Genomic DNA, 25,686 nt, shown 5'->3' with positions numbered 1-25,686 from the left:
GCCCTGTTCCATGACCACGCAACCAGGAGGAGATGGAATCGATACGGCTCGCAAACAGGCCCAGGCGCTATTGAGCGTTTGCATCCCTACGTTCAATCGGCGGGATCGCGTTGCCGCGCTGGTCCAGGAGCTGTTGCGCGCGAAATGCCCATTGCAGATATGTGTCCATGTCGACGGTTCGACCGACGGGACAAGCGAAGCGCTTGCCGAAATCGCGTCTCGCGATGCCAGATTGGTGGTCACCTCTGGTCCGAATGGCGGCAGAGGAGCCGCAATGTTTTCGGCGATCGCTTTGGCCACTGGCGACTATTGCATGATTTTCGATGATGACGACGATCTCTTCACCGATCGCTTGCCCGAGATTTGTGAGCGTCTCTTCGAGCAAAGTATCGACGAGAGGACTGCCGGTTTTGTATTCTCGATGGTTCTGAGTGAATCGGATGTAAGAGCAAACCAGTTTCCATCAGAGCGCACAAACCTGATCAAGATGCGAGCTGACGAACGTGTTGTCGGCGACAAGAAGGAGGTCATCAGAACTCCTTTGTTGAAACGGGTTGCCGTGCCACCCGCAGGGCGGTTCCGCCGTGTTCCAACATCTCTTCTCTGGTCCAGATTGTCGATCGAATACGACGTTATCTGTGTCAACGTCGCTATCGGGCGAAAGAGGTATTTGCCGGAAGGGATGACGGCAAGAATTCGGCTTCATCAGCGGCGAAATGCGTACCCGATGTTGTTGCTGAACTTGAATTACATCAGGGCATTCTGGCTTGGACGATATCGGTCGGTTCGGTTCCTGGGCAAGGCGGTTCTTGCCTGCTTGAGCTTTGGTGTCTTGAGTTTCCCATTCTTGCTCAAGAGGTCGTTCGCACGGGTGACCTCATGAAAAGAGCCAGCCTGTGGAAATTTGTGGAGTCCATCGTAATACGAATTGTCCCTGGTCTGCTCAATATAGTGACTTTGCTATACATTGGCAGGCATCTGGACGTCGGCCAATATGGTATTTTCAGCACGACGATTGCGACAGTTTCATTTATTTCGACGCTCGTTTTTGGAGTTGCGACCTATTCCATAATGCCGATTTCTGCAAAAATGCATGCGGCAGGATTGGGTAGTGAGTACGTATCGTCTATTCTGACCGCCCTGTCTGCTGTGGCCTTGTTTGTCGTCTTGGCCGGATTGATGCTGGCGTGGTTCGGATTTGGCAATGTCGTTGCTGCAACCATCATTGTTTCATTCGGCTTGCACACCGCACTTCAAGAGATTCTGAGGTCTCAGCTGCGTTTGTGGGCATACGGTTGGTCGGCGATCGGCCAGGCTGTCGCGTACCAGGCCGGAGCCATAGTCCTGCTTGTCGGAGATGCGAAAGTGGGCTCCGCGCTTAGTGCCTTTTCGCTCAGCTACTTCGCCGGAGCGCTGATTTCATTTGCTTTCCTGGGGCCGATGAATCTGAGGCGGCCTCGCCTTTCCTATCTTGGCGGGTCGCTGGCCACAGGCTGGGGATTTGTGTTGAGCAATCTGGCCGAGAGCGGTGTGTTTGTCGGCATTCGATACATCATTTTGATGTTTGGCTCCGAGACCCATCTCGGCGTCTTTTCGTTTTGTGTCGATCTTTCGCAACGGTCGTTCGGCTTCTTCATGAATGCGGCCAGCTTCGTGTTCGTGCCGCGGGCATTTCTCAGTGCCGCAAGTGGAAACATCAGGGAGTTTCGGCGCGGCTTGTTCGAGGGGGCGGCCATTGCGCTGATTTTTGCGGTCGCGTCTGCAGCGGGGATAATTGGTCTGTTTTTATCCGGCTATGCGTCCGAATGGCTGGGGACGTCATTTGATCCGGCGGTCTTTGCGGTCGTTTCTTGCGCCGTCCTGATAAACAGGACGAAGAAGGTGGTCATCGATCCGTTTGCGCTCCGCTCGAACAACGCAATGACGCTGACCTATTCTTACGCGATAGGAGCATTGGCTTGCTGCTGCTTGGCGGCATTGAGCCTGTGGTGGCGGCTGCCGCTTGGCAGCGAAATGGCATTTCTGTCCGCATATGCCATAGCCGCGGCTTGTTCGTTTTTCGCGTTGAGGAGCGTGATTGCCGACAACGGGCCGGATGCAGCACAGCGAGCCTTTTCGATGGCCGGGTCGGATGCCGGGAATGAATGAGAAGAAAGCATTCTACGACGACAAGAACAGCCGCATCGTCCATGTCGGCACGATAGCCGACGACGACTATTGGGATTCCCACTGGGCCGAAGGGATCGTCTTGAGGCCGGATCGCTTTGTCGTCGAAACGACCAAACGATATCTGACAGGACCGGCGAAGGTCCTGGACGCCGGATGTGGCCTCGCCAATACGGTCTATGGCCTGCATCAGGCAGGCTTTTCCGCCCATGGAATCGACTTTGCGCAGAAGACCGTGGGGATGGTGAATCGCATCGCGCCGTATTTGCAGGTGACGGTTGGAGATGTTCGGGCAACTGTCTTCGGGGACGAATTCTTCGATGGGGTGTGGTCTCTCGGAGTGATCGAGCACTTCTTCGACGGGTATGACGAGATCGTCTTGGAGATGCGGCGCATCATCCGATCGGGAGGAATTGCCTTCGTGACGGTGCCGAGCATTTCTCCTCTCAGAAGATTGAAGGCCAGAATGGGTCTTTATCCCAGGTTTTCGGGTCAACAGGACGGATTTTACCAGTTCGTCCTTGAGCCGTCTTCGATCGTGTCCAGGTTCGAACAGCACGGCTTCAAGCTTCTGGAGTCGCGGCCAAGGGGCGGCTTCAAGGGGTTGAAGGACGAGACATTTTTCGCCAGGCCAATGCAGGCCTGGTACGACAGCAACAACGGCGTCCTGAGGGGCTTACGCGCTGCTGCCGATCGGTTGCTCGGTCCATTTTCGCATCATACGCGGCTCTATGTGTTCCACAGGGTATAGCGCGGATGCTGAGCGCGAATGGGCACAGATCGGCGAACGAAATCGATGGTGAAGCAGTGTCGATATTGCGAAAGTTTGTTCGCGCGAACGTGGCGATTTCCGAGTTCCTCGACAGAGCTCTGCCATCGCGCCTTCGCATCGATGGCAATCGGACCTTTGCGACGGAGATAGCACCTGCCCTGCTTACTCCAAACGCGCGGGTTTACGATCTTGGCGGGGGTGCCAGGCCGTTCGTCAGCCCTTCGGAGAAGCGGCGCCTGAGGCTTTTTGTCGTCGGGCTCGACCTGAACGCGGAGGAGTTGTCGAAAGCGCCGCGCGGAATATACGACGAGGAGATTGAAGCGGACCTAACCTCGTTTGAGGGGAGGGGTGATGCTGACGTTGTGATTTGTCAAGCGACGCTCGAACACGTGCGTGACGGTGAGGGTGCCTTGCGCGGTATTGCCAGTTGCGTGAAGCCGGGAGGCGTGGTTGCCATTTTCTCGCCCTCGCGCAACGCTGTTTTCGCCAGGTTAAATCGGGTTCTGTCGGAAGGGCTGAAACGACGGCTGCTTTTTGCGATCTATCCCGAAAAGGGCAAGGGTCACGACGGGTTTCCGGCTTTCTACGACAAGTGCCTGCCTAGTGACGTCGAAACAATCGCAAAACGGAACGGCCTGGAGCTCATCGAGCGCCATCTGTTCTGGAAGAGTTCCTATTTCTATTTTTTCGTGCCGGCCTTTCTCGCCTGGCGCATCTGGCTAGGCGTTTCGGCTTTGGTTCTCGGCAAGGATGCTGTCGAGACCTACGCCTATGTTTTTCGGCGAAAACAGTGAAACCTTGCGGCTCATGACAAGGAAGCTCGCGCTGATCGCCATTCCGCTCGACATCAGAGGTGGGGCCGAAACCATCCTGAAACTGGTTGCACGTGCACTCGCGAGCCGGCCCGACTGGGACGTCGAAATCGGCTTCCTGGGTGGCCAGGCCGCGGGGGAAGCCGGTGGATCATACCAGGATGGGATCCGGCGCAGTTACGGCTTTGGCGGCGGTAAGGCCATGAGCGAGTTTTTGCTCGCCCCGAGGCTGATCCGGCATCGATACGATTTTGTTTTTTCAAGCCACGCGCGGGTGAATTCGTTCCTGGCTGCCGCCCGAAATGTTGGAGTTCTTCGAAGCCGCAGGTTGGTCGCTCGCGAGTCCACGGTACTTCTGGATCGCTTCAAAGGCCGTCGCGCACTGGCTTACAGGGCACTCTACGCTGCTTATGGCAGTCAGGACATGGTTGTCGCGCAAACGAGCTACATGAATGAACGCCTGCGTGAGGTGTTGCCCCCGCGTGCCATTGCTAAATTGCGTACTTTGCCCAACCCGGTCGATGAAGATCTCATCATCAAAATGTCCACTAGGGTGTTGTCGGAGAGCGACGCCGGGATATTTTCCCGCCGTCCGCAGTTAGTCTGGTGCGGCCGGCTGATTGAGGTCAAGCGCCCGACGATCGCGGTTGATGTGCTCGCCGAGGTCAGACGAAGGACCGGCGAAGATTATGAGCTTGCCGTGGTTGGCTCCGGGCCCATGGATTCGGAACTGAGAGCTTACGCCAGCAAGCTTGATCTGGTCTCGCGCGTAAATCTGCTCGGCCACAGAGACAATCCATTTCCGCTGCTTCGCGCATCGCGTGTCGGCCTGCTCACGTCGGCGGCCGAGGGATTTCCAAACGTCCTTCTGGAAATGATGGCTTGCCGGGTTCCCGGCATCGTCACCACGCCCTGTGCGGGAGATCTGGACATGCTGTCCGGCCTGGAGGTTTCAGCCGGCTTTGGCGCGTTCGAAATTGCGGATGCACTGTTGAAGGTGATTCGCGGCGGCGATCGGTCGGCCTTGTATGCAAAGACCTTGTCGGAAAGATCGCCCGGGCGATTTGCGGATATGCTGTTGGGAGCGCCTTCGCCATATCCGGGCGGGCAGAGATGATGCCCGCTGTTCGCAACACTGTTGTCATCTCGATAAACACGTCCTGGAACGTCGTCAATTTCCGCAAGGGTCTGATCGAGGCCTTGCGGAGCCATGGCTATGACGTCGTCATCATGGCGCCGAGAGACGAGTATTCTTCGCTGACAGCGGCGATGGGCTGCCGCTATGTCGAACTCGAAATGGACAATTCCGGCACGTCGCCGTTGCGGGACATGGTGCTTCTGTGGCGCTACTGGCGTCTCTTGCGGCGTGAAAGACCGTTGGCGTTTGTCGGCTTCACGATCAAGCCCAATGTGTTCGGCTCCATCGCGGCCAATCTGAATGGCATTGCGGTCATCACAACATTTCCGGGCTGGGGACGGCATTCGTCCGTGGTGGTCTGCTGCTCAGAATTGCCAAGGCCTTGTATCGGGTAGCGCTGGCTCGTTCCAAAATGGTTTTCTTTCAGAACGACGACGACAGGATGCTGTTCGTCGATGCGCATCTGGTCCACAAGGAACGGACCGCGCTTTTGCCTGGCTCCGGCATCGACCTCGTGCGCTTTGTCCCGTCGTCCGAAGTGCGCACCCGGTCTGGTGCGATCGTGTTTCTTCTCATGGCCCGGCTTCTCTGGGACAAGGGCGTCGGCGAATTCATCGATGCGGCCCGTCTGGTTCGCCAGGAACTGCCCGGTGCACGCTTCCAACTGCTCGGCTTTCTTGATGTGGAGAACCGAACCGCCGTCAGTCGGCGGCATGTCGAGCAATGGGTCGGTGAGGGATTGGTCGAATATCTAGGCTCCACAGACGATGTGCGGCCTTTCCTGAGTGCTGCCGATTGTGTCGTCTTGCCCTCCTACAGGGAGGGAACACCGCGCTCGCTGCTCGAGGCGGCTGCCATGGGCAAGCCGCTGATCGCGACCGACGTGCCCGGATGCAGGGAGGTGGTGGACCACGCGGTCAACGGCTTCCTATGCAAGGTGAGGGACCCTGATGATCTGGCAAGCAAGATGATCGAGTTTGCGATGATGGATGATGCATCCAGGGTCGGGATGGGGGCGCGGAGCAGAAACAAGGTCGAGCGGCAATTTTCGGAAACGATCGTCATCGAGAAGTACATGCGGCAGATAGAGAAGCTGCGTGGCCTCGCGGCGAAATGAGTGAACGGGCCTCGCGGGGTCGGCGGAGGACGGTCTTGTCAATCAGGAGCATGGCTTGCCATATCAGCTGTTCTGTTTGGTGCCGGCTTTCTGGGCATCATCGTGATGCAAAGGGGCAACCCGCCGCCTCCCAAGCTGGCAGCAGTGCTCAAGCCGTTTGACGGCAAGCTCGCCGTTCCCTCGATCGACGATCTCCGCGTCGGCGGTCGCAAGGTCCTGCTGTGCGGTGCGGCGTTTTCAAGGCCCCAGGGTGATGCGCGCCCTGGTGACGGAAGCAGCGCGCCGGGACTACCAGGGGCTCATCGTTACTTGCAAACCCGTCGGTGCCGGCACGCCTTGCGACGGCAAGATAGCTTCGAGGGTTGGCGATACCCTCGTTGTGCAGTGCTTGACGGCCGAGGGGAAAGACTTGGCCACCATGCTTACGCAGGGCGGAATCCTCTGCGGGCAGCCGGTTCAGGCCGGTGCAACGTACAAGCCTTGTTGAACAGGCGGACTGGAGGCTCTTGCGGCGAAATGAATGGATCTGCCCTGACGCCAGCCTGACCGGTTTTTGCATTTGGGTATTTATGGGTCCTTTATTGGGTAATGTCGGTTCTTGCCAGAATAGGCGATAAAGGCTCCAAGTCTGAGGCACATCGACTTGGTGAGTTGGATCGAGGTGGGGGTCATGGAGCCAGATCTCTATGGCGGGAGAGCAGGAATGGATAGCCGGGTCCGACCGGTCTACCTTGGTCGCGATTGGTATCGAGGCGATCTCGAATTACATGCTGTCAGCACGACCAATGGTCGAAATCGCACGGCTGCCATCACGAAGGTTAAAGCAAAAATATACTGTTAATTCAATGCATTAGGCGATTTTTTGCGAAAATCCGTTTGGCGCGCTCGGCTTCGATCAAACCGTATCGAGTCAGTCACCGCGGAAAGGAAATTTCATTTTTTTGCCCGACAACAAGAAACCTGTGACAGGTAGTCAAAATTATTCATGCGATTTGGCTAAAGTACTGTGCTCGGACAGGCACGCACCAGGTTAGATCGCCTCGCGCGCGAAACGGGTTGGAATCGTGGCAGAAAACTGGTACGCATTGTTTTACTATCTTTGAATTGGTGCGTCCGAAGGTGGCGCAGCAAGAGGGGATCAAAGACAGATGAAGCTTGTGGTTAAAGCTGTGCTTGCTGTATTTGTTGCGTTACTCGGGTTCGGTCCAGTTTTATCGTTCGCCCAGGACGCCTCGTGCAGCTGCGCGACCGCCTATCAAGGCCCGGCAAACCCGACTGGATCAATCCGATCAGCAAACGGCGACGTGATGGTGTCGCAGTCGGCTGGCTGTGGCCCGGCCAAGGCTGGAATGCGCTCGATTTCGGCAGCCGCGTGGTGGTTGGCGCCAACGGCGCGGCTTCTGTCCTGGTTGGCGGCTGCAAGCTGGATGTGCCGGTCAGTTCGAGTCTCGATATTTCCCGCGTCGGAAACAACATTTGCCTCAAGCTTGTTGGCTCCGAGCAGACGGCGGCCATCCAGCCGTCTGGTGGTGGCGGTGGGTTCGGTCCGCCGGAAGCGATTTTCGACGGCGCACTTTTGACGACTGGCGTGCTCGCGGCGACGCAGGACGACGACAACGGCGTCAGCTGCTGACGGAGATGGCAGCGGCGTTTGACGCTATGATGGTGGGTTTGCCCGAACTGGATTGACTGGCATCGGGCCGGGGTGTGATTTGCCCCACGAGGGCGGGTTGCAGGTGTGGGTGGGGTAAAAATGACGGGTCGTCATCAGTTCGGGGCTGCGTTCGCTTGTGTTGCACTCGCCGCAGGGGGCGTCCTGTTTGTTGGGTCTGACGCTTTCGCCCAGTCGGCAGGGAACTGCTCCTGCCTCGCGGCTATGCCTGCGCCCGGCGCCGCGGTCGGCCGCCTTACGCAGGTCTATGGTGATGTTCAGATGTCCCAGGCCGACGGCTATGCGGGGGTGGGCTCTGAGGCGCCGGTGTATTCGGGCGCGCGCATCATGACGGGGGCGCAGGCGTCCGCTTCGCTGGCTGTCGGGACCAATTGCGCGTTCGATATTCCGGCCAATGTCACGGTTAAGATCGATCCTGTCGAAGGCGGCATGTGTGTTTCGCTCGATACGCCAGCTGCGACGGTCGTGCCTGCCGACTCGGAGCCTGGCATGCTGCCGATTCTCTTGGGTGGCGGCGCGGTTGGTGGTGCCGCGGCACTTGTTGTCGGCCTGCAGGATGACGACGACGCCGTCAGCCGGTAGTCGGGATCCGACATCCGCTGTTTTGTGAACGCGTCATTTGCCATCATGCGGGTGACGCATTTGTGTTTTGTCGAGACGAGGCTTGCGGCAGCCAGAAACGCCAATGATCGACCTGTATTCTGTGATGGGCTTTTTGATGGGCTTTTTCTTCGATCTTGCAAGAAGTCATGCGGGCACCGTGCCGGCGTTGCTCGCATCTCTGGCGATATCTGCTTGCGCGAGCACAGCGTCGACATCGAAGTCATCCACCAGTTCTGTCGATGCGCTGCAACTGGCGGCGTCTTCAACTGCTCCTTCTGGCGGCGGCACGCTGCAGGTGGTGAAGGATCTGCCTGCGCCGCAGAACACCCAGAATGGCAGCGAGCAGCCTTTGTCTGCCAACGATGTGCTCGAGGTCAGCGTGTTCCAGGTCGACAATTTGAACAGAACCGTTCAGGTCGACGCGGGCGGGCAGATTTCGCTTCCGCTGATTGGGGCGATGGCTGCGGCCGGGAAGACCGTTCGCCAGCTCGAGAAGGAAATCGAGACCGCCTATGGCGAAAAATATCTGCAATCGCCTGATGTGACGATTTTCGTCAAGGAATCGATTGGCCAGCGCATCACGGTCGATGGTGAAGTCAACAAGGCTGGCATTTATCCGGTGTCCAGCAGCGCTTCCTTGCTGGATGCGATCGCCCTTGCCGGGGGCTTCAATCCGGTTGGTGATGCCGGCAAGGTCTTCGTCTATCGCAATGTCGGCCAAAACAAGCTGGTCGCAAACTACAATGTAGAGGAAATCCGCGCCGGCAAGAATCGCAACCCGCGCATCTATGGCGGCGACGTGGTCGTCGTCTTTGCTTCGAAGTCGAAAATCGCGATGAACAATTTGAAGGATGCTCTGGGCATCGCCTCTAGCGCTGCCCGCATTGCGGTCATTCCGTAGACACGGACAACCCCTGGATCACCTCGCGCATGCTCGATCGTAACAGGCAGCCCCAATTTACCGGACCCGGACATGGCCAGGCCCTGTCTGCGGACCTCTATTACGACGTGCCGCAAAACTACGGCCCCTATGGTCGCGACTATGCCGGCCAGGATGAGGGGTTCAATCCGCTCAAGCTGCTTTTCTACATTGTCCAATACCGCTGGCTGATCGTCATGATGGCAGCCGCCGGGCTTGTTGCCGGCGTCATCGTGACGATGATGCAGACACCAAAATATCAGGCAACGACGCAGCTCGAAGTTCTGGTCCCTTCGGCGAAGGTCTTTCAAGACATTGAGGTTGTTTCCGAAACCAGCGATGTCAGGGCCTTCCTGACCGCGCGTGAGAAGCTGAGGAGCCGGGCGCTGGCTCAGCGCGTGGTGTTCCAGCTGGGGCTTGGCGAAAAGCCGGATTTCCTGTTTCCGACGCCGAGCTTTTCGCTGAGCAACATTGTCTACCGAGCGTTCGGGATGTCCAAGTCGCCTTCCATCGAGGAGAAGACACCCGAAGAGCGTGAGGCAATTGCCATCAAACGTATCCTCGAAGACCTGACGGTCAATCTGGTCACCAACACAAGCCTGCTGTCGATCACCTTTGTCGACCAAAAGCCGAAATATGCAAGCGATGTAGCCAATCAGGTGGCGCAGAGCTTTATCGATCAGCGCCTGGACCAGACCAGCGAGACCTCTGATCTGGCAAGGCAGTTCATCCAGGAGCAGGTTTTGCAGGTGAAGCAAAAGCTGCAGACCTCCGAGGAGGAATTGGTCGCCTATGCAAAAGATGCCGGCATTACGGTTACGGGCGACGACAAATCACTGATCGGCTCGAACATCGAAGCCCTGAACACCGCACTGGCCACGGCAATCCAGGAGCGCCTTGATGCGGGGCGGATGGTGGATCAGATAGAAAAGGGCCGCGGGTCGAGCCTCGGTCCGGTTCTGGAAAGCGAAGGTCTGCAGAAGCTCAGCGAAAAGTTGGCGGATCTGACCAGCCAGTATCAGCAGAAACTGGGTATTCTGAAGCCTGGTTATCCGGAAATGCAGCAGCTGCAATCGCAGATCAAGGAACTGCAGCGGCTCTACAACAACGGCGTGCTGGCGATAACCGATTCGTTGCGGCTGAAATACCAGGAAGCGCAGAACAAGGAGGCCGATCTCAAATCCAAGCTCGCGGAGATGGAGAGGCAGCAGGTCGTCTTCAACGACAAGAATATCAAATACACGATCCTGAAGCGTGAGGTCGATTCCAACCGGTCACAGTATGACAGCCTCATCACAAAGCTGAATGAAGTCGGGGTTAGCTCGGAGCTCAAGACGCAAAGCGCCGCGATTGTCGATTTCGCTTCGTTGCCCACAGCGCCTGAGCATCAATCTTGCAATCGCTCTGGCGCTTTTCATGGCCTTGGCTGCATCGATCATCTACATCATCGAGTTGCTGAACAACACCTTCACCAACCCTGAGCAGATCGAGAAAGAGCTGGGGCTGTCGATGCTCGGCATCTTGCCGCTTGTCGATGACCGCGAACTCATAGGCAGCATCGCCGATCAGAAGTCCGGGCTCTCCGAGGCCTATCGTTCACTGCGAACATCGCTGCAGTTCTCCGGTGCGGAGGGCGCGCCGCGATCGCTGCTGGTGACCAGCTCGGAACCGTCGGAAGGCAAGTCGACCACCTCGTTCAAGCTTGGCCAGGATTTCGCGGCGCTCGGCGCAAGGGTTCTGCTTGTCGATGGCGACCTTCGCAAACCCAACCTGCATCGGCTGTTTGGCCTCGACAATGCGATCGGGCTGAGCAACCTGCTGACAAATACCGTTCGCAAGGACGATCTGGCGGGCATTTTCAGGCCGACGAAATACGCCAATGTCACCGTGCTGACGTCCGGAACGATTCCGCCGAATCCGGCCGACCTGCTATCTTCGCAGAAGATGGCGCTGGTCTTGACCAATCTCGGCAAACGCTTCGATCTGGTCATCATCGACGCCCCACCGGTCGTCGGTCTTTCCGATGCACCAATCCTCAGCCGGCTTGCCGAAGGCACGTTGATGGTCGTTTCCACCAACCAGGTCACGCGCAAATCAGCCAAGACGGCGGTCAAGCGTCTGCGCGCAGCCGGTGCGAATGTGATCGGAGCGGCGATGTCGAAATTTGCGGTCAACACGTTCGATTACAACTACGCCTACAAATACATGAACTACCAGTACTACGACTACGGCGCGAGTACCCCGAAAATTGAGGGCAAAGTCGATGACGGAGCAGGCCAGCCCGCTCACGCAAAATCTCCGGCGTTCAGGCGTTTGGTTCGTCGCCTCCGTTCTGCTGTTGGCGGCTTCGTCGATCGGGCTAAGTCGGCTCCTTGAGGCCGGAACTCCGGCCGTCTCGCTTGCGCTCGATCCGTTGAACATAGATGCCTTGATAGGTGACATTACCGGTGAGTTGAACAAAACAGGCAGCCGTCCTGATCTTGACGTTTTGGCTGCCAAGGCGAGGGGCGCGCTTCACTTCAATGTCGGGGATGCCCGGCTCTACAGCCTGATCGGCGAGATCAAGTACCGGCAAGGCGAGATAGACGAGGCTTTTGAATTTTTCGATCAGGCTCGAAAGCTGTCCAAGACCGAAATCCATGCGCTTCAGAGATCGATCGACCGTTCGATCGGGGTAGGTGATCTGTCAAAGGCCGTCGGCGAGATCGACACCTTGCTGCGCCGGTGGCCGGACCGTTTTCCAGTCATCGCGGCGGGCATGCCGGCCATTCTTTCAAATCCAGACGGATATCGGGCTGTCCTGGCAGCCTTAAGGATCGAGGCACCGTGGAGGTCCAATCTTTTCTCCGCCCTTGGTCAGGATCCGCGGGGCCTGCGCGCCGCAAACCAACTGTTGCTTGACCTTGCCGGATCGAGTTCACCACCGACATCGAAGGAACTGTCTGCCGTGATCAACGGCTACATCAGGCAAAAGGAATACGAGCCGGCCTATCGGCTGTTCCTTTTCAGCCTGTCCGATCAGGAGCGGACGCTGGGCGGATACATTTTCAACGGCGGCTTTGAGCCGGTCCGCAGCGGCAAGCCGTTCGATTGGCAGGTTCACGATCGGTCCGGTCTGGAAATTACCTTTGCCGGGTCGCGCGAGGTCGGCGAAAGCGACAGCGGAGCGACCGTTCGATTTTTGAACACGCCGGTGAAGAACGCCGCGCTCCAGCAATATGTCGAATTGCCTCCCGGCTCCTACAGGATTTCCCTGATCGCCTCCGCGAGAAACCTGAAGCTGCCAAAGCAGCTGTTCTGGTCCATCAGATGCGCGGATCCGGCAAGCGAGATAGTCCGGTTCAACATCCCGGAAGGCACATTCAACCGGCAGGATTTGAGCCTGGATTTCGCGATCGGAGCAAGCGCGTGTCCCATGCAATTGCTGCGACTGGAAACAGCCGCTATCGCTGAGAGCTGGCGATTTCGATACGTCGGCACGTTGGTCATGCACAAGCTGAGCATCGAAAGAGTTTCATCTTGAGAGAGCGGTCAACCCGGTCCACGGAGTGGGAAAAGTATCTGCTTGGGTCGGTTCTTTTCGTGTCGGTGCTGATTGGCGGCGGCACGGCGAGTGGCCTTTATACCGAAACGCTGATCGAGATTGCGGCGATTGTTTCGGCCGCGGCCGTCTTTTCAAGGCCATCGGGGCAGGGCATTCCCCGTTCGGCTCTGTGGCTGCTTGCCCTTGCCCTTGCCGTGTTCTGTTTTCAGATCGTGCCGATGCCCGCGGCCCTGTTGAGCGGATTGCGGCCTGAAGTTCTGCTCGCGACCCCGTGGCTCGCCGGCGAGACCGAGCTGCGCTTCGTCAGTGTTGGCGTGGGGCGCACGATCGAGTGTCTGTTGTATTTCGCGGCGGCGGCGGCATTTTTCCTGGGCGTCACCCGCCTGCGCCCGGATCAGGTCTACGGCCTTCTGCCCTTCTTCTTTATGGGTGTCATCTGCAACGGATTGGCCGCGGCGATCCAGTATTCACTCTCCGACACCGTTGCCATAGAGGGGTTGTTGCCGTTCACGATAAACGCGGGGCTGTTTGCCAACCAGAATCATTTTTCAGCTTTGCTATTCGTCTCCATTCCCTTCGTCGTCTACTACGGTCTGTTCCGCGGGCACCTTCTGTCCGGATCGCTGGGGTTGATGTCGCTGTTGCTGCTGCTTCTGGCCGCGGGTTCGCGCGCCGGTATTCTGATAGGCTTGGCGATCACGATAATAGCGGTCGTCTTTCTGTCTGCTCGCTCCAGGCTAGGCGGTTATGGCATCCTTGCTGTCTTCATCGGTCTTTCGCTCTACACGATAGGCGCGTGGACCAAGATCGATGCGGAGGTGGTTGATCCGGCCTTTGGGCGAGCTGAATTTGCCCGCACGACGATTGCGGGAATTGAACAGAATTGGCCGACAGGAGTGGGTTTCGGCAGTTTTCAGAAGGTCTATCAGATTTACGAAAAGGGAGAGATGATCTTCAAGCCCTACGTGAATCACGCTCATAACGACTATCTGGAATTGGCACTTGAGGGTGGGGCGCCTGTTGTTTTTCTGATCGCAGTTTACCTGATATTGCTTTTTGCATCATCTGTTGGGGGCCGGCGAGATCCGCTTCAGAAAGCGGCGTTCCTCTCAGTGTCGTTTCTTCTCGTTCATTCTCTGGTTGATTATCCCTTGCGAACAGCGGCGCTTGCGATGGCTTTTGCGTATATGAATGGCATTATCCTTCACAAGGGCTTTGCTGAACGGTTGAGCCAACGGGGCGAGTCGACCGCGGCCCGTCATGACAATCTCCTTGTTCCCGTCAGGCCGTCGGCTCTGGCAAGATAAGAGCAGTGGGGTCGCCTGGAATTGGCGATGGATTGGCGCCGGACGTGGTCCGGTCGTTTGTCGAATCCCGAGATTGACAAGCCATTGCATGGAACCTAAGCACGGACTGCTCGGGCCGGGGGGCTTAGGCATGTCAAGGAGAGCTTCTTGAAAGGAATTATCCTTGCTGGAGGCAGTGGAACGCGTCTTTATCCGCTAACATTAGCAATCTCTAAGCAGATTCTGCCGATATACGACAAGCCGATGATCTATTATCCGCTGAGCGTTTTGATGCTCGCGGGTATCCGCGAGATTCTGGTCATTTCAACGCCGCGTGATCTGCCGGTTTTTCGCGATCTGCTTGGCGATGGATCGGAGTTCGGGCTCGACCTGTCCTATGCCGAGCAGCCGCAACCCAACGGCCTTGCGGAAGCCTTTATCATCGGCCGCGATTTCATCGGCAAGGACAGCGTGTCGATGATCCTCGGCGACAACATCTATTTCGGCGATGGGCTGTCGCAGCTTTGCCGCGACGCGGCCTCGCGCGAAAAGGGTGCTTCGGTGTTCGCCTATCATGTCGAGGATCCCCAGCGTTACGGTGTCGTCTCCTTCGACAAGGCCACCGGAACGGCGCTGACCATCGAGGAAAAGCCGCAGAACCCGAAATCCAACTGGGCTGTCACCGGTCTCTATTTCTATGACAACGACGTCGTCGACATCGCCCCCGCCATCCGGCCCTCGGCGCGCGGCGAACTCGAGATCACGGCGGTCAACAATGTCTACCTCGAGCGTGGCCAGTTGCATGTGCACCGGCTGGGGCGCGGCTATGCCTGGCTCGACACCGGCACGCAGGACAGCCTGCATGAGGCCTCCTCGTTCGTGCGCACCATCGAGCATCGCCAGGGCATCAAGGTCGCCTGTCCCGAAGAAATCGCCTTTGAACAGGCTTGGCTGACGGCGGACCAGGTCCTGCGGCGCGCCGATCGCCTGGGCAAGAATGAGTATGCCGCCTATCTGCGCCGGCGTGTCGTCGACCTGTCGGAGGGCTAGCTGTTGGAAGTCAGGTCCCTTGGCATCGATGGCGTGCTGGAAATCGTTCCGAAGCGGCATGGCGACGCGCGCGGCTTCTTCGTCGAAACCTACAATGCCGAGCGCTTCGCGCAGGCCGGCATCGACTTGGCTTTCGTGCAGGACAATCATTCCTATTCCGCGGCAGTGGGTGTCTTGCGCGGGCTTCACTATCAGCTTGCGCCGCGGGCGCAGGACAAGCTGTTGCGCGTCATCCGGGGCAGCGTTCTCGACGTCGCGGTCGACATTCGCCGCGGCTCTAAGACCTTCGGAAAATGGGTCGCTCTCGAAGTGTCGGCCGAAAAGGGCAACCAGATCCTGGTGCCAAAGGGCTTCGCGCACGGCTTCGTCACGCTCGTGCCCGACACCGAGGTCCTGTACAAGGTCACCGACACTTATTCACAGGAGCATGACCGCTCGATCCGCTTCGACGATCCCGCCATCGGCATCGAATGGCCGCCCTTGGCCGGCGGGTTCCAGCTTTCGGACAAGGACCTCAAGGCGCCGCTGCTGGCCGCCGCCGAGGTGTTTGCCTGATGGATTGCCAAAGGTGTAGAGTGAGGACAGCGGCATGAATTTTCTGGTGACGGGCGGTGCCGGCTTCATCGGTTCGGCGGTGTGCCGGCATCTGTGCGCCAACCCGGCCTACCGGGTGACCAATCTCGACAAGCTGACCTATGCGGGAAACCTGGCCTCGCTGCGGCCGATCGAGAATGCGCACAATTACCGCTTCGCCCAGGCCGATATCCGCGACGAGCGGGCGGTGCTCGACATCCTGCGCCGGGACGATATCGACATCGTCATGAACCTCGCCGCCGAGAGCCATGTCGATCGCTCGATCGACGGGCCGGGCACGTTCATCGAGACCAACATCGTCGGCACCTACAAGATGCTCAATGCCGCGCTGGAATACTGGCGCGGCCTGCCCGAGGACAGGAAGAGCCGCTTCCGCTTTCATCACGTCTCGACCGACGAGGTGTTCGGCGATCTTCCTTTCGACGGCGGCATGTTCGTCGAGGAAACGCCCTATGCGCCGTCGTCGCCCTATTCCGCCTCGAAGGCGGCCTCGGACCATCTGGTGCGGGCCTGGCACGAAACCTATGGCCTGCCGGTCGTGCTTTCCAATTGCTCGAACAATTACGGACCCTATCATTTTCCCGAAAAGCTGATCCCGCTGGTCATCCTCAACGCGCTCGATGAAAAGCAGCTGCCGGTCTACGGCGCCGGCGCCAATGTGCGCGACTGGCTGTTCGTCGAGGATCACGCGCGCGCGCTGGAACTGGTCGCGACCAGGGGGCAGCCGGGCGAAAGCTACAATGTCGGCGGCAATTGCGAGCGGACGAACCTGGGCGTCGTCGAGACGATCTGCGATCTGCTCGACATCAGGCGGCCCAGGCCAGGCGGCAGGAGCCATCGCGACCTGATCTCCTTCGTCACCGACCGCCCCGGCCATGACCGCCGCTATGCCATCGATGCATCCAAGATTGGCCGCGACCTGGGCTGGGCGCCCAGGGAGAATTTCGACAGCGGCCTGGCCAAGACCGTCGACTGGTTTCTCGACAACAAATGGTGGTGGGGGCCGATCCGCGAACAGGGCTATGCCGGTGAACGGCTGGGCGAAGCGCGCAAGGGGGTGGCGTGAGGCTCGTTGTCACCGGGCGCGAGGGCCAGGTCGCGGCAAGCCTTGTGGAGGCCGGCCAGGCGCGCGCCGGCGTCGAAATCATCGCCATCGGCCGTCCGGAACTCGATTTGGCGAGACCCGACACGGTGATCGAGGCCATTGCGGCCGCGAAGCCCGACATCGTCGTCTCGGCCGCCGCCTACACGGCGGTCGACCAGGCCGAGGACGAGCCCGACCTGGCATTCGCGGTGAACGCCGTCGGCGCCGGCAAGGTGGCGCAAGCAGCAAGGCGGCTTGGCGTTCCCGTCATCCATCTTTCGACCGACTATGTCTTCGACGGCAGCGCTGCCGGCGCCTATGTCGAGACCGACGCGACCGCGCCGGCCGGCGTTTACGGCGCCTCCAAGCTTGCCGGCGAACAGGCGGTGGCATCGGCCAATCCGCGCCATCTGATCCTGCGCACGGCATGGGTCTACAGCCCGTTCGGCCGGAATTTCGTGAAGACCATGCTGCGGCTCGCCGCCGACCGCGACGAGATCGCGGTGGTGGCCGATCAGTGGGGAAATCCCACCTCGGCGCTTGATATCGCCGACGCAATCCTGCATGCGGCGACGATGCTGCACGACGACAAGAACTTCCCTGCGTTTGGCGTCTATCATCTGGCCGGCACGGGCGAGGCCAACTGGAGCGGCTTTGCCCGTCATATCCTGGACACAAGCCGCGTGTCTGGTGGTCCCTGGGCGCGGGTACGGGACATTGCCACGATGGACTACCCGACCAAGGCGCGCCGCCCCGCCAATTCCCGGCTATCGAGCGCGAAATTCGCCACGGCGTTTGGGTGGAATGCGCCGGAGTGGCGGCAATCGACGGAAGCGGTGGTGCGCCGGCTCCTCATCGGTGGGACGAAACAGGCAATGACCGCATGAGCAAGCGTCCATCATCCGAAAACCTGCCTGCTGACGCGGTGGCGCCGAAGGCGCGCGCCAAGACGAAAGCCGCACGGCCTGGAAAGCGCGACGTTTCACTTCGTGACTTGTACAATGCGCATCGCGGCAAAGTGTCGGATAAATGGTCGATCTATCTCAGCACGTATGACTATATTTTTTCAGCATACCGAAACAAGCCGGTTCGGATTCTTGAAATCGGAGTTCAGAACGGCGGTTCACTGGAAATATGGCGGAAATATTTTCCGAATGCGGAGCTTATTCTCGGCTGTGACATCAATCTGGCTTGCGGAAACCTGGTTTTCGATGACAAAAGGATTGGGATTGTCGTAGGTGATGCCAATACCGATGAAGTAGAGCGTAATATTGTTGCGAGATTCGAAAAATTCGACATCATAATTGATGACGGATCGCACCTGTCATCGGACATAATACGCTCGTTCGCCAGATATTTCCCCCACCTTTCCGAAGGGGGAATGTATATAGCCGAAGATCTGCATTGCAGTTACTGGCAGGAATTCGAGGGCGGTCTCTACGATCCCCTTTCCTCGATGTCGTTCTTCAAGCGCCTGCTTGATGTGGTCAACCATGAGCATTGGGGGCTGGATCGTCGTCGAGTCGATGCCTTGGCCACTTTCGCGGACAGGGACAAGGTTGCATTCGATGAAGCTTCTCTCGCGTCGGTTCATTCCGTCGAGTTCTTGAACTCGCTTTGCGTTGTAACGAAGCGGCCAATTTCGGAAAACATCCTGGGCGCGCGCAGCGTGCACGGCCTGGTTGCGCTCGCCGATGGAAGCGTGGTTACTCTCGACGGAACGGATAGCAAGGCGACCGATCAAACCGGAAACCCATGGTCGTTGACGTCGACGACCATGGAACAGGAGATTGAAACCAACAGGGAGTTGGCGACACGCCAAGGGGCGCGCATCGAGGCTTTTTCCAACGAGATTGCCGACATGCGCGAGCGGATTAGGAATCGCGACGACGAGATCGCCGACATGCGCGAGCGGATTGGGAATCGCGACGACGAGATCGCGCAGACAGGGGCTCTGGCTATCGCGAGGGCTGAAAAGATTCAAATCTTGCAAGACGAACTATCGATAGCGCAAGCGAAAATGAGCGCGCTGCTTGCGGATCGCGACGCCGCGCGCTCGGAGGAAGTCCGTCTGCATGGTGTTCTCGATGCCGTCTACGCCAGCACCTCCTGGCGACTGACCGGGTCGTTGCGCGGGATCAGGAACCGCGTCCGCGCGATCGGCAATGCGCGCATGAGGGCTCGCCGCTTGGTAACTCGCGGCGCTTACGCTTGCTGGCACAATCTGCCGCTGCCTGTCGACGTCAAGCGGAAGGTGAAGAGAGTGGCATTTTCGACCTTCCCTTCGCTGTTTGGCGTCACGAATGCTTATCGCGCCTGGAGAAGCATGGAGGCGCCGGATGCGCCCATCGGCGACAGCGGAATGGTCCTGCGCGGGGCGCTGGTCAGCTCCGGTCCTATCTTTGCGCCCGAACCCGTCTATGTGCCACTTCTCGATGCGCCACCGCTGCTCCAAAAGCCGGTGCGTGTCATCGCGTTCTACCTGCCGCAATTCCATCCGATCCCTGAAAACGATGAATGGTGGGGGCAGGGCTTCACCGAATGGACCAATGTCAGGCCCGCGGAGCCGCAATTTGTCGGCCACCACCAGCCGCATGTGCCGGATGCGCTCGGCTATTATGACTTGCGCGATACCGCCGTACAACACCGCCAGATCGAATTGGCAAGGCTCTATGGCGTTGAAGGCTTCTGCTTCTATTTTTATTGGTTCGCAGGCAAGCGGCTCTTGGAAAAGCCGCTTGAGAACTGGCTCGAGGACAAGAGCCTGGACATGCCATTCTGTGTCTGCTGGGCCAATGAGAATTGGTCGCGTCGCTGGGACGGGATGGACCAGGAGATCCTGATCGCCCAGGACCATTCCCCCCAGGACGATCTCGCTTTCATCGCCGAGGTTGCGCCCTATCTTCGCGACCCTCGCTATATCCGCATCGACGGCAAGCCGCTGCTGCTCGTCTATCGTCCAAGCCTGCTCCCGGCATCAGCCGAAACAGCACGGCGTTGGCGGACATGGTGCCGGGAGAACGGCATTGGCGAGATTTTCCTGGCCTACACCCAGTCTTTCGAAGCCGCCGCCCCCGACCGCTACGGGTTCGATGCCGCCGTGGAATTTCCGCCGAACAATTCCGCGCCGCCAAACGTCACGCATACAGTGACGCCGCTGCATGAGGATTTTGCCACGACCGTCTATGACTGGTCGGTCTTTCCGCAACGCAGCGAGAACTATTCATCTCGCAGATACAAGCTTTTCCGTTCGGTTTGCCCTGGCTGGGACAACACCGCACGCCGCAAGCGTGGCGGCACTGTGTTCGTCAACAACACCCCTGCGCTCTACCGCAGATGGCTGGATAATGCGATTGAAGACACTCTGGCCCATGTCAAGGAGCCATCAGAACGGTTGGTTTTCGTCAACGCCTGGAACGAATGGGCGGAAGGCGCCCATCTGGAGCCCGATAGCGAAAACGGCCACGCCTACCTGCAAGCGACCCGTGACGCTTTGGAGGCGGCTAATAGGAAATCCAAGCCCCGGATAGCAATCGTTTCCCACGACGCTCATCCGCACGGTGCACAATTGCTGGCTCTCAATTTGGCCAAGGGATTCAAGCAACTTGGTTTTGAGCCCGATCTCATTGTGCTGGGTGATGGGCCGTTGCTCGGTCGTTTCGCCGACACAGCGACCGTGCACCGGATCAACGTGCCTGAGCGAGGTGATGCCGATGCATTGAATCGTCTGATCGCCGTCAGGAACACCGGTGCCGAGGTGGCTATCGTGAACACCACCGTATCCGGAAAGCTCATCCCGCTGCTGAAGCTCGCGGGGTTCCGTACGGTGTGCCTCGTCCACGAGTTGCCCGGAATATTGGCGTCTTACGGCCTTGCTGATGCCGCCGCGGCCATTGCCGAGAGCGCCGACAAGGTTGTTTTTCCAGCCGAGATGGTCAAGGCCGGATTCGAGGGCTTTGTTGGCCGGTCGGTTGGCCAGTCGGTGGTTAGACCACAGGGCCTCTATTTGCGCATGCCATACCATGCTGATGATCGCCAACGGGTCCGCGAGGCTGTCCGCGCGAAATTGCAGCTATCGACAAATGCCTACATTATCTTGTGTGCGGGCTATGCCGATCATCGAAAGGGCCTCGATCTTTTCGTCGATGTTTGCCTCAATGTGATGAGGTCCAAGCCGGATGCGGTTGCTGTCTGGGTTGGCCATGTCGATCACAGCTTGCACGCTAGGCAAATGCAGCGGGTGAGGGACGCGGGACTCGAGCACCGCTTTGCCTTTGTGGGATTGGTGGAAAATCCACAGGAATACTATTTCGCAGCAGATATCTACGCCTTGACCTCGCGTGAGGATCCATTCCCCTCGGTGGTGCTTGAAGCGCTTGATGCTGCAATACCGGTCGTTGCGTTCGAAGGGGCTGGCGGTTTCCAGGACTTGCTGAAGCGTGATTGCGGAATTCTTGTGCCGGCATTCGATACCGATGAGATGGCCAGGGCCATCGGCAGCTTGATCGATAATCCGGACAGCGCCCGGCATCTGGCAGGCGTTGGCCGTGATATTGTCCGCCAGGAATTCAGCTTCAGCCATTACCTGCACGACTTGCTGGCTTACGCCGAAAGGCCGTTGCCTAGAGTGTCCGTCGTCGTGCCGAATTACAATTACGCGCGATATCTGAGCGCACGGCTGAGTTCGATCGCCGATCAGACAGTGCGGCCGTATGAGCTAATTGTGCTTGATGATGCTTCGACAGATGAAAGCGTCGAGGTCATCGAGCAATTCCTGGACGATTGCGACATTCCGTGCCGACTGGTCGTGAACGCAGAGAATTCAGGCTCGGTATTTCGCCAGTGGATGCGCGGGGTCGAAATAGCGCGCGGCGACTACGTCTGGATCGCGGAAGCAGACGACCTCGCCGATCCCGACTTCCTCGCCGAACTGCTGCCAGCCTTCGAGCGCGACCATGTCGTGATGAGCTATTGCCAGTCGCGCCAGATAGACAGCACCGGCCACGTCCTGTCTGAACACTATCTCGACTATGTGGCCGATATCGACCGATCTCGTTGGACGAAACCCTATGTCGTGGATGGCCGCCAGGAAATCGCCGAGGCGCTTTACCTCAAAAACACCATCCCGAACGTCAGTGGCGTTCTATTCCGAAAAGGGGCGCTTCGGAATGCGTTGGGCAACTATGGCGAAGAGATCATGTCGTTCCGAAACGCTGGCGACTGGGTTGCGTATCTGCGTGTGCTTGAGGATGGCGCCATCGCTTTTTCGCCACGCTCGCTCAATTCTCACCGCCGGCACCAATCAAGCGTGACCGTAGGGAGTTTCGATGTCAGGCTTCTTCAAGAGATTGTCAGGGTACAGGCCGAGACGATAAGTCGCCACAATCTTGGCGCCGCTGCCCTCAAGAGCGCGAAGGTTTACGCGCACGAACTCTATCGGCAATTCGGTCTTTCGACGCGCGAACGGTCCCGATTGGACGATTATCTGAATACTCACACGAATACGCAACCCGCCTAGGAGATCTTGGTGAGAATTCTTTTCTTGGGAGCTAGAATTGCTCCACATCCCGACCCCAAGCTTACATTTGAGCAGAGATTCGCCGCCACCGGGGCTAACACTGGCAACCTACTGATAGGGCAATCCCTTTTTGAGGAACTTCGCTTCGATGAATTCGAGTATGGGATGTCACGTTCTGCACAAGAGGTCGATGAACGCTTTGACATCATAGTGGTTTCAGCTGCGAATTTCATTTTTAAGAATTTCGATTTAGGTTATCTGGCGGACTATATTGAAGCGACTAAGCTCCCATGCTTGGTCGTCGGTCTCGGTGCGCAAGCGCCAGCTATGGGCGATAGGGTTACGAATATCCCCGAGGGCAGCAAGCGCTTTCTCCGAATCATTTCCGATCGCAGCAAGATCGTGGGCGTGCGAGGGAATTTCACCGCGGAAGTCATGAACGACTTTGGAATAAGAAACGTCAGGGTAACCGGATGCCCGAGTCTGTATCGAACGCTGAAGCGCGACCTGAAAATCAAGCGACCGGACACGAGCGGCCCACTCAAGGTTTCCATGAACGGGTCCCGAAACGTCTTTTCACATTCAGCCAATCCGGAGGCAGCCCGTCGTATCGAAGCGGACCTTCTCAAATTGTCGATTGCTGAAGGATATTGTTACGTCTTACAGAACGAAAATCCGGAAATGCAAATACTGCTATCCAGCGACGGAGAGGAGACCAATTTAGAGCGTGCCAAGGCTATAATAAGGAGCATGAGAATGGATGTTTCTCCATCCGATTTTGTGACTCATATAAAAGAAAACGGTAGACTGTTCTTTGATCTTGCGCGGTGGGACGAATACATATCTGCTTTTGATTATTCGTTCGGGTCACGGTTCCATGGAAATTTGATCGCTCTGACAAATGGAGTGCCGGCAACCATAATAACTCATGACTCTAGAACAACCGAGATGACGGAATTTATGAGAATTCCGCATATTTCAGTCGAAGACATAGAGTATGTCGACGTCAAAGAAATCGCACGAGCAGGAGATTACGAAGCGTTCGAACAAAACTACAGCATTCTATACGACCGTTTCGCTGATTTTCTTTCGGAAAACGGCTTGGATCACAACTTGGGAAAACTTCAAGTGGGCGCCGCCGATGATTCATCGTCTGTTCGCGCCAGCTGAGGCTTGTATCTTGCAGTGACTTGCGAATCAAATGGTGATCTTTATGAATACTGATCATAGACTAGTCTATAAGGGCGCTGGATATTGCCCGATTTGTGAGGCTCACGTTGATTTCTCTGCCAAATACGATTGGTACCGCGATCACCTGCTGTGTTCCAAATGCGGGTCGATTCCACGAGAGCGAGCGTTAGCTCTTATGCTGAAGCGATACGTTCCCAATTGGCGCGAACTCTCCGTTCACGAATCCTCCCCGACCGCTCGAGGGATTTCTCCCAAGTTGAAGCGAGAATGCACCCGGTATGTCGAGTCGCAGTACTTTCCGGGGGAACGTCCGGGCTCGCTTATCAAGGGCTTTCGAAACGAGAACCTGGAGGCGCAGACCTTCGCTGACGCAAGTTTTGATCTTGTCGTGACGCTGGATGTCATGGAGCACGTCAACATGCCGGAAATCGTGACAAAAGAGATTGCTCGGACGCTGAGACCTAACGGCGCTTATCTTTTTACGGTTCCCACTTACAAGGGAAAGGTGAGTAGTGAGCGTCGCGCGCTATATAAGGCAGATGGATCAATCGAATATATTGCCGAGGCTGAATACCATGGAAATCCGGTGAGTGATGCGGGTTCGCTGGTAACATTCCACTATGGTTACGATCTTGCGGAACTGACCCGTCAATGGTCAGGGATGGACGTCGAGGTTTGCCGATTTCACGACCACAAGCACGGAATTATAGGAGAATTCACCGAAGTATATTTGGCGCGTAAGCCCTCCGCTAATTGAGCGCGGTTGCAAAGTCGTAAAGCGTGCCGAGGTGACGTCCGGCGCCGATGTTGAATCCGCGAAGGCATGGGGACCGGTGAAAGTCTCGCTTAGGCAGGGGAGCCTGCCAAAGGCCGAGGGACACGGGTGACGCATTAAGCCAGCGGCCGGACGAGTTGGGTCGGGTGGGCGAGAAGCAGAAATTTACACGCCTACGGAATTTGCGGCATCTCCCCGATTATGGACCGTTCGGCAGAAGCAATTGCCAAGGCTACGTGGGTGACTCCGTATCGGGTCAGTACATCGATCTGATGTGCTCGCAGTCGCGAGCGGGAGTGACTGGCACGAAGCTCTCTACGTTGCGCTTAGTCACCAAATCGTCTAGCTAAGCCGTGGGTTTTGTCAGGAGCGAGCGTTGTATGCAGATCGATAAATTGGCAGCGATGTGGCAGGGTTACAGGCAGCGCGGCGTCATTCCGACGATCCACCCTGATGATGGAATGTTTAAAGGCAATCCGTTCCTTGATGACTACGACATTGTCGGCGAGAGCGTATTGAAGGTTATTGTCTCAAACTTGGCTATCGCTCGGAAAGAGGCTATTTACAACATCATGGATTTCGGATGCGGCCATGGTCGCGGTGCTCGCTATATCCGGTCACTGTTCCCAAGCGCCAATATAACCTTCTGCGATATCGATCCGAGTTGTATCGAGTTTTGCGCCCGCGAGTTCGGAGGAGATGCGGTGCTTTCGTCAGAGCACCCTTCTGACATCAAGATACCAGGTGGCATGGATCTAATCTGGGTCGGCTCCGTCTTCACCCATTTGGATTACGAGAGAATGCAAATTTTGTTCGACAAGCTCTTTGCGGCGCTGGGGCGCGGTGGGATGCTGATCGCAACCTTCCGGGGCCACACCTCATACGAGATCAGCAAGAACAATCCGGCCCAAGCCACCAGCCAGGCAAAAATGCTGGAGGATTACGATCAGACAGGGATCGGCTATTGGCCATACCCAAATGCCGCCGGCCAAGTCGGCATGAGCGAATGGGGACTTTCGCTTACATCGGTAGAACGCGTGGTGGCGTTAGGCAAACGACACGCTGACGCTCGCTTGGTCGGCTATAGCGAAGCCGGGTGGGCGAACATCCACGATGTTGGCGCTTGGACGAAACGCTAAACCACGGTGTATTCGAACATGGCGATCGAAGAAGCCGGTTATCTGGTCTAGGAACCGACGTAGCGGGCAGCAGCGCTGGCCAGGGTGTAGTTGGGGTTTGCTTGTACCCGGCAAAATGATTCGTAAACCGGGCAGTAAAGACGCTCGGGAACGCCAGCTTCAGCCTCTATCTCTGACATCATGTAGGTCAGGTCGGTTTGGAGAGGTCCGGCCTGCGGAATCTTGCTAGCTGGAGGGTTTACCGACACTTGGAATGGGTCGACGTCCCACTATTCTCCAACAATCCCCGCCCAAAAATCTATCTCG

At 57.6% G+C, this 25,686-nt stretch carries 22 protein-coding genes; all 22 read left to right on the top strand.

What is annotated here, in order from left to right:
• The first annotated feature begins 10 nt into the window (after window positions 1–10).
• The 22 genes from ASD12_RS01130 (at window position 11) to ASD12_RS01025 (ending at window position 25,380) form a co-directional block, all read left to right on the top strand.
• The gene (locus ASD12_RS01130) at window positions 11–883 is read left to right on the top strand and encodes a glycosyltransferase (RefSeq protein WP_056580917.1); all 873 of its coding nucleotides are present in this window, start codon (window positions 11–13) and stop codon (window positions 881–883) included.
• Window positions 880–2,148: a hypothetical protein gene (locus ASD12_RS01125; RefSeq protein WP_056580914.1), complete on the top strand. Its 1,269-nt coding sequence runs from the start codon at window positions 880–882 to the stop codon at window positions 2,146–2,148. The genes ASD12_RS01130 and ASD12_RS01125 overlap by 4 nt, the downstream gene beginning before the upstream one ends.
• A complete protein-coding gene (locus tag ASD12_RS01120) occupies window positions 2,078–2,917 on the top strand; it encodes a class I SAM-dependent methyltransferase (RefSeq protein WP_156398525.1) in 840 nt (279 codons plus the stop codon). The genes ASD12_RS01125 and ASD12_RS01120 overlap by 71 nt, the downstream gene beginning before the upstream one ends.
• A 5-nt stretch (window positions 2,918–2,922) precedes the next feature.
• Complete coding sequence (locus ASD12_RS01115; RefSeq protein ID WP_056580907.1) at window positions 2,923–3,732, top strand: methyltransferase domain-containing protein; 810 nt, start codon at window positions 2,923–2,925, stop codon at window positions 3,730–3,732.
• Complete coding sequence (locus tag ASD12_RS01110; protein WP_056580904.1) at window positions 3,710–4,867, top strand: glycosyltransferase; 1,158 nt, start codon at window positions 3,710–3,712, stop codon at window positions 4,865–4,867. Before ASD12_RS01115 ends, ASD12_RS01110 begins: the two co-directional genes overlap by 23 nt.
• On the top strand, window positions 4,864–5,283 hold the full coding sequence (locus ASD12_RS34740; RefSeq protein WP_200953676.1) for a glycosyltransferase: 420 nt from the start codon (window positions 4,864–4,866) through the stop codon (window positions 5,281–5,283). Before ASD12_RS01110 ends, ASD12_RS34740 begins: the two co-directional genes overlap by 4 nt.
• A gap of 47 nt (window positions 5,284–5,330) precedes the next feature.
• Entirely contained in the window at window positions 5,331–6,005 is a 675-nt protein-coding gene (locus ASD12_RS34735) for a glycosyltransferase family 4 protein (protein ID WP_200953675.1), read from the top strand.
• A 1,234-nt stretch (window positions 6,006–7,239) separates the two neighbouring features.
• On the top strand, window positions 7,240–7,638 hold the full coding sequence (locus tag ASD12_RS01095; RefSeq protein ID WP_056580898.1) for a hypothetical protein: 399 nt from the start codon (window positions 7,240–7,242) through the stop codon (window positions 7,636–7,638).
• Between the two features lie 300 nt (window positions 7,639–7,938).
• A complete protein-coding gene (locus ASD12_RS01090) occupies window positions 7,939–8,259 on the top strand; it encodes a hypothetical protein (RefSeq protein WP_156398524.1) in 321 nt (106 codons plus the stop codon).
• A gap of 103 nt (window positions 8,260–8,362) precedes the next feature.
• On the top strand, window positions 8,363–9,181 hold the full coding sequence (locus ASD12_RS01085) for a polysaccharide biosynthesis/export family protein (protein WP_244482707.1): 819 nt from the start codon (window positions 8,363–8,365) through the stop codon (window positions 9,179–9,181).
• Window positions 9,182–9,210: 29 nt separating this feature from the next.
• Window positions 9,211–10,680 (top strand): GumC family protein, encoded by a 1,470-nt coding sequence (locus ASD12_RS35110; protein ID WP_244482706.1) that lies wholly within the window; start codon window positions 9,211–9,213, stop codon window positions 10,678–10,680.
• Window positions 10,616–11,575: a CpsD/CapB family tyrosine-protein kinase gene (locus ASD12_RS35105; RefSeq protein ID WP_244482705.1), complete on the top strand. Its 960-nt coding sequence runs from the start codon at window positions 10,616–10,618 to the stop codon at window positions 11,573–11,575. Before ASD12_RS35110 ends, ASD12_RS35105 begins: the two co-directional genes overlap by 65 nt.
• Entirely contained in the window at window positions 11,463–12,722 is a 1,260-nt protein-coding gene (locus ASD12_RS01075) for a tetratricopeptide repeat protein (RefSeq protein WP_056580892.1), read from the top strand. Before ASD12_RS35105 ends, ASD12_RS01075 begins: the two co-directional genes overlap by 113 nt.
• 59 nt (window positions 12,723–12,781) lie before the next feature.
• On the top strand, window positions 12,782–14,050 hold the full coding sequence (locus ASD12_RS01070) for an O-antigen ligase family protein (protein ID WP_244482704.1): 1,269 nt from the start codon (window positions 12,782–12,784) through the stop codon (window positions 14,048–14,050).
• Between the two features lie 147 nt (window positions 14,051–14,197).
• Window positions 14,198–15,079, top strand: a complete 882-nt coding sequence (gene rfbA / locus ASD12_RS01065) for a glucose-1-phosphate thymidylyltransferase RfbA (protein ID WP_056580886.1) — start codon at window positions 14,198–14,200, stop codon at window positions 15,077–15,079.
• A complete protein-coding gene (gene rfbC, locus ASD12_RS01060; RefSeq protein WP_056580883.1) occupies window positions 15,080–15,634 on the top strand; it encodes a dTDP-4-dehydrorhamnose 3,5-epimerase in 555 nt (184 codons plus the stop codon). It begins immediately after the preceding gene.
• 34 nt (window positions 15,635–15,668) lie between these two features.
• Entirely contained in the window at window positions 15,669–16,739 is a 1,071-nt protein-coding gene (gene rfbB, locus ASD12_RS01055) for a dTDP-glucose 4,6-dehydratase (RefSeq protein WP_056580880.1), read from the top strand.
• Window positions 16,736–17,644, top strand: coding sequence for a dTDP-4-dehydrorhamnose reductase (gene rfbD / locus ASD12_RS01050; protein ID WP_056580877.1), 909 nt, complete (start codon window positions 16,736–16,738; stop codon window positions 17,642–17,644). The genes rfbB and rfbD overlap by 4 nt, the downstream gene beginning before the upstream one ends.
• A complete protein-coding gene (locus ASD12_RS01040; RefSeq protein ID WP_156398523.1) occupies window positions 17,641–22,275 on the top strand; it encodes a glycoside hydrolase family 99-like domain-containing protein in 4,635 nt (1,544 codons plus the stop codon). The genes rfbD and ASD12_RS01040 overlap by 4 nt, the downstream gene beginning before the upstream one ends.
• A 9-nt stretch (window positions 22,276–22,284) precedes the next feature.
• The gene (locus tag ASD12_RS01035) at window positions 22,285–23,445 is read left to right on the top strand and encodes a polysaccharide pyruvyl transferase family protein (protein ID WP_056580866.1); all 1,161 of its coding nucleotides are present in this window, start codon (window positions 22,285–22,287) and stop codon (window positions 23,443–23,445) included.
• A 196-nt stretch (window positions 23,446–23,641) separates the two neighbouring features.
• Entirely contained in the window at window positions 23,642–24,223 is a 582-nt protein-coding gene (locus tag ASD12_RS01030) for a methyltransferase domain-containing protein (protein ID WP_244482703.1), read from the top strand.
• A gap of 398 nt (window positions 24,224–24,621) precedes the next feature.
• Entirely contained in the window at window positions 24,622–25,380 is a 759-nt protein-coding gene (locus tag ASD12_RS01025) for a class I SAM-dependent methyltransferase (RefSeq protein ID WP_056580863.1), read from the top strand.
• The last annotated feature ends 306 nt before the right edge of the window (window positions 25,381–25,686 follow it).

Origin of the sequence: Mesorhizobium sp. Root102 (genome assembly GCF_001425625.1) — a bacterium.
GTDB lineage: Bacteria > Pseudomonadota > Alphaproteobacteria > Rhizobiales > Rhizobiaceae > Mesorhizobium.
This window is presented reverse-complemented; position numbering and strand designations above follow the sequence as displayed.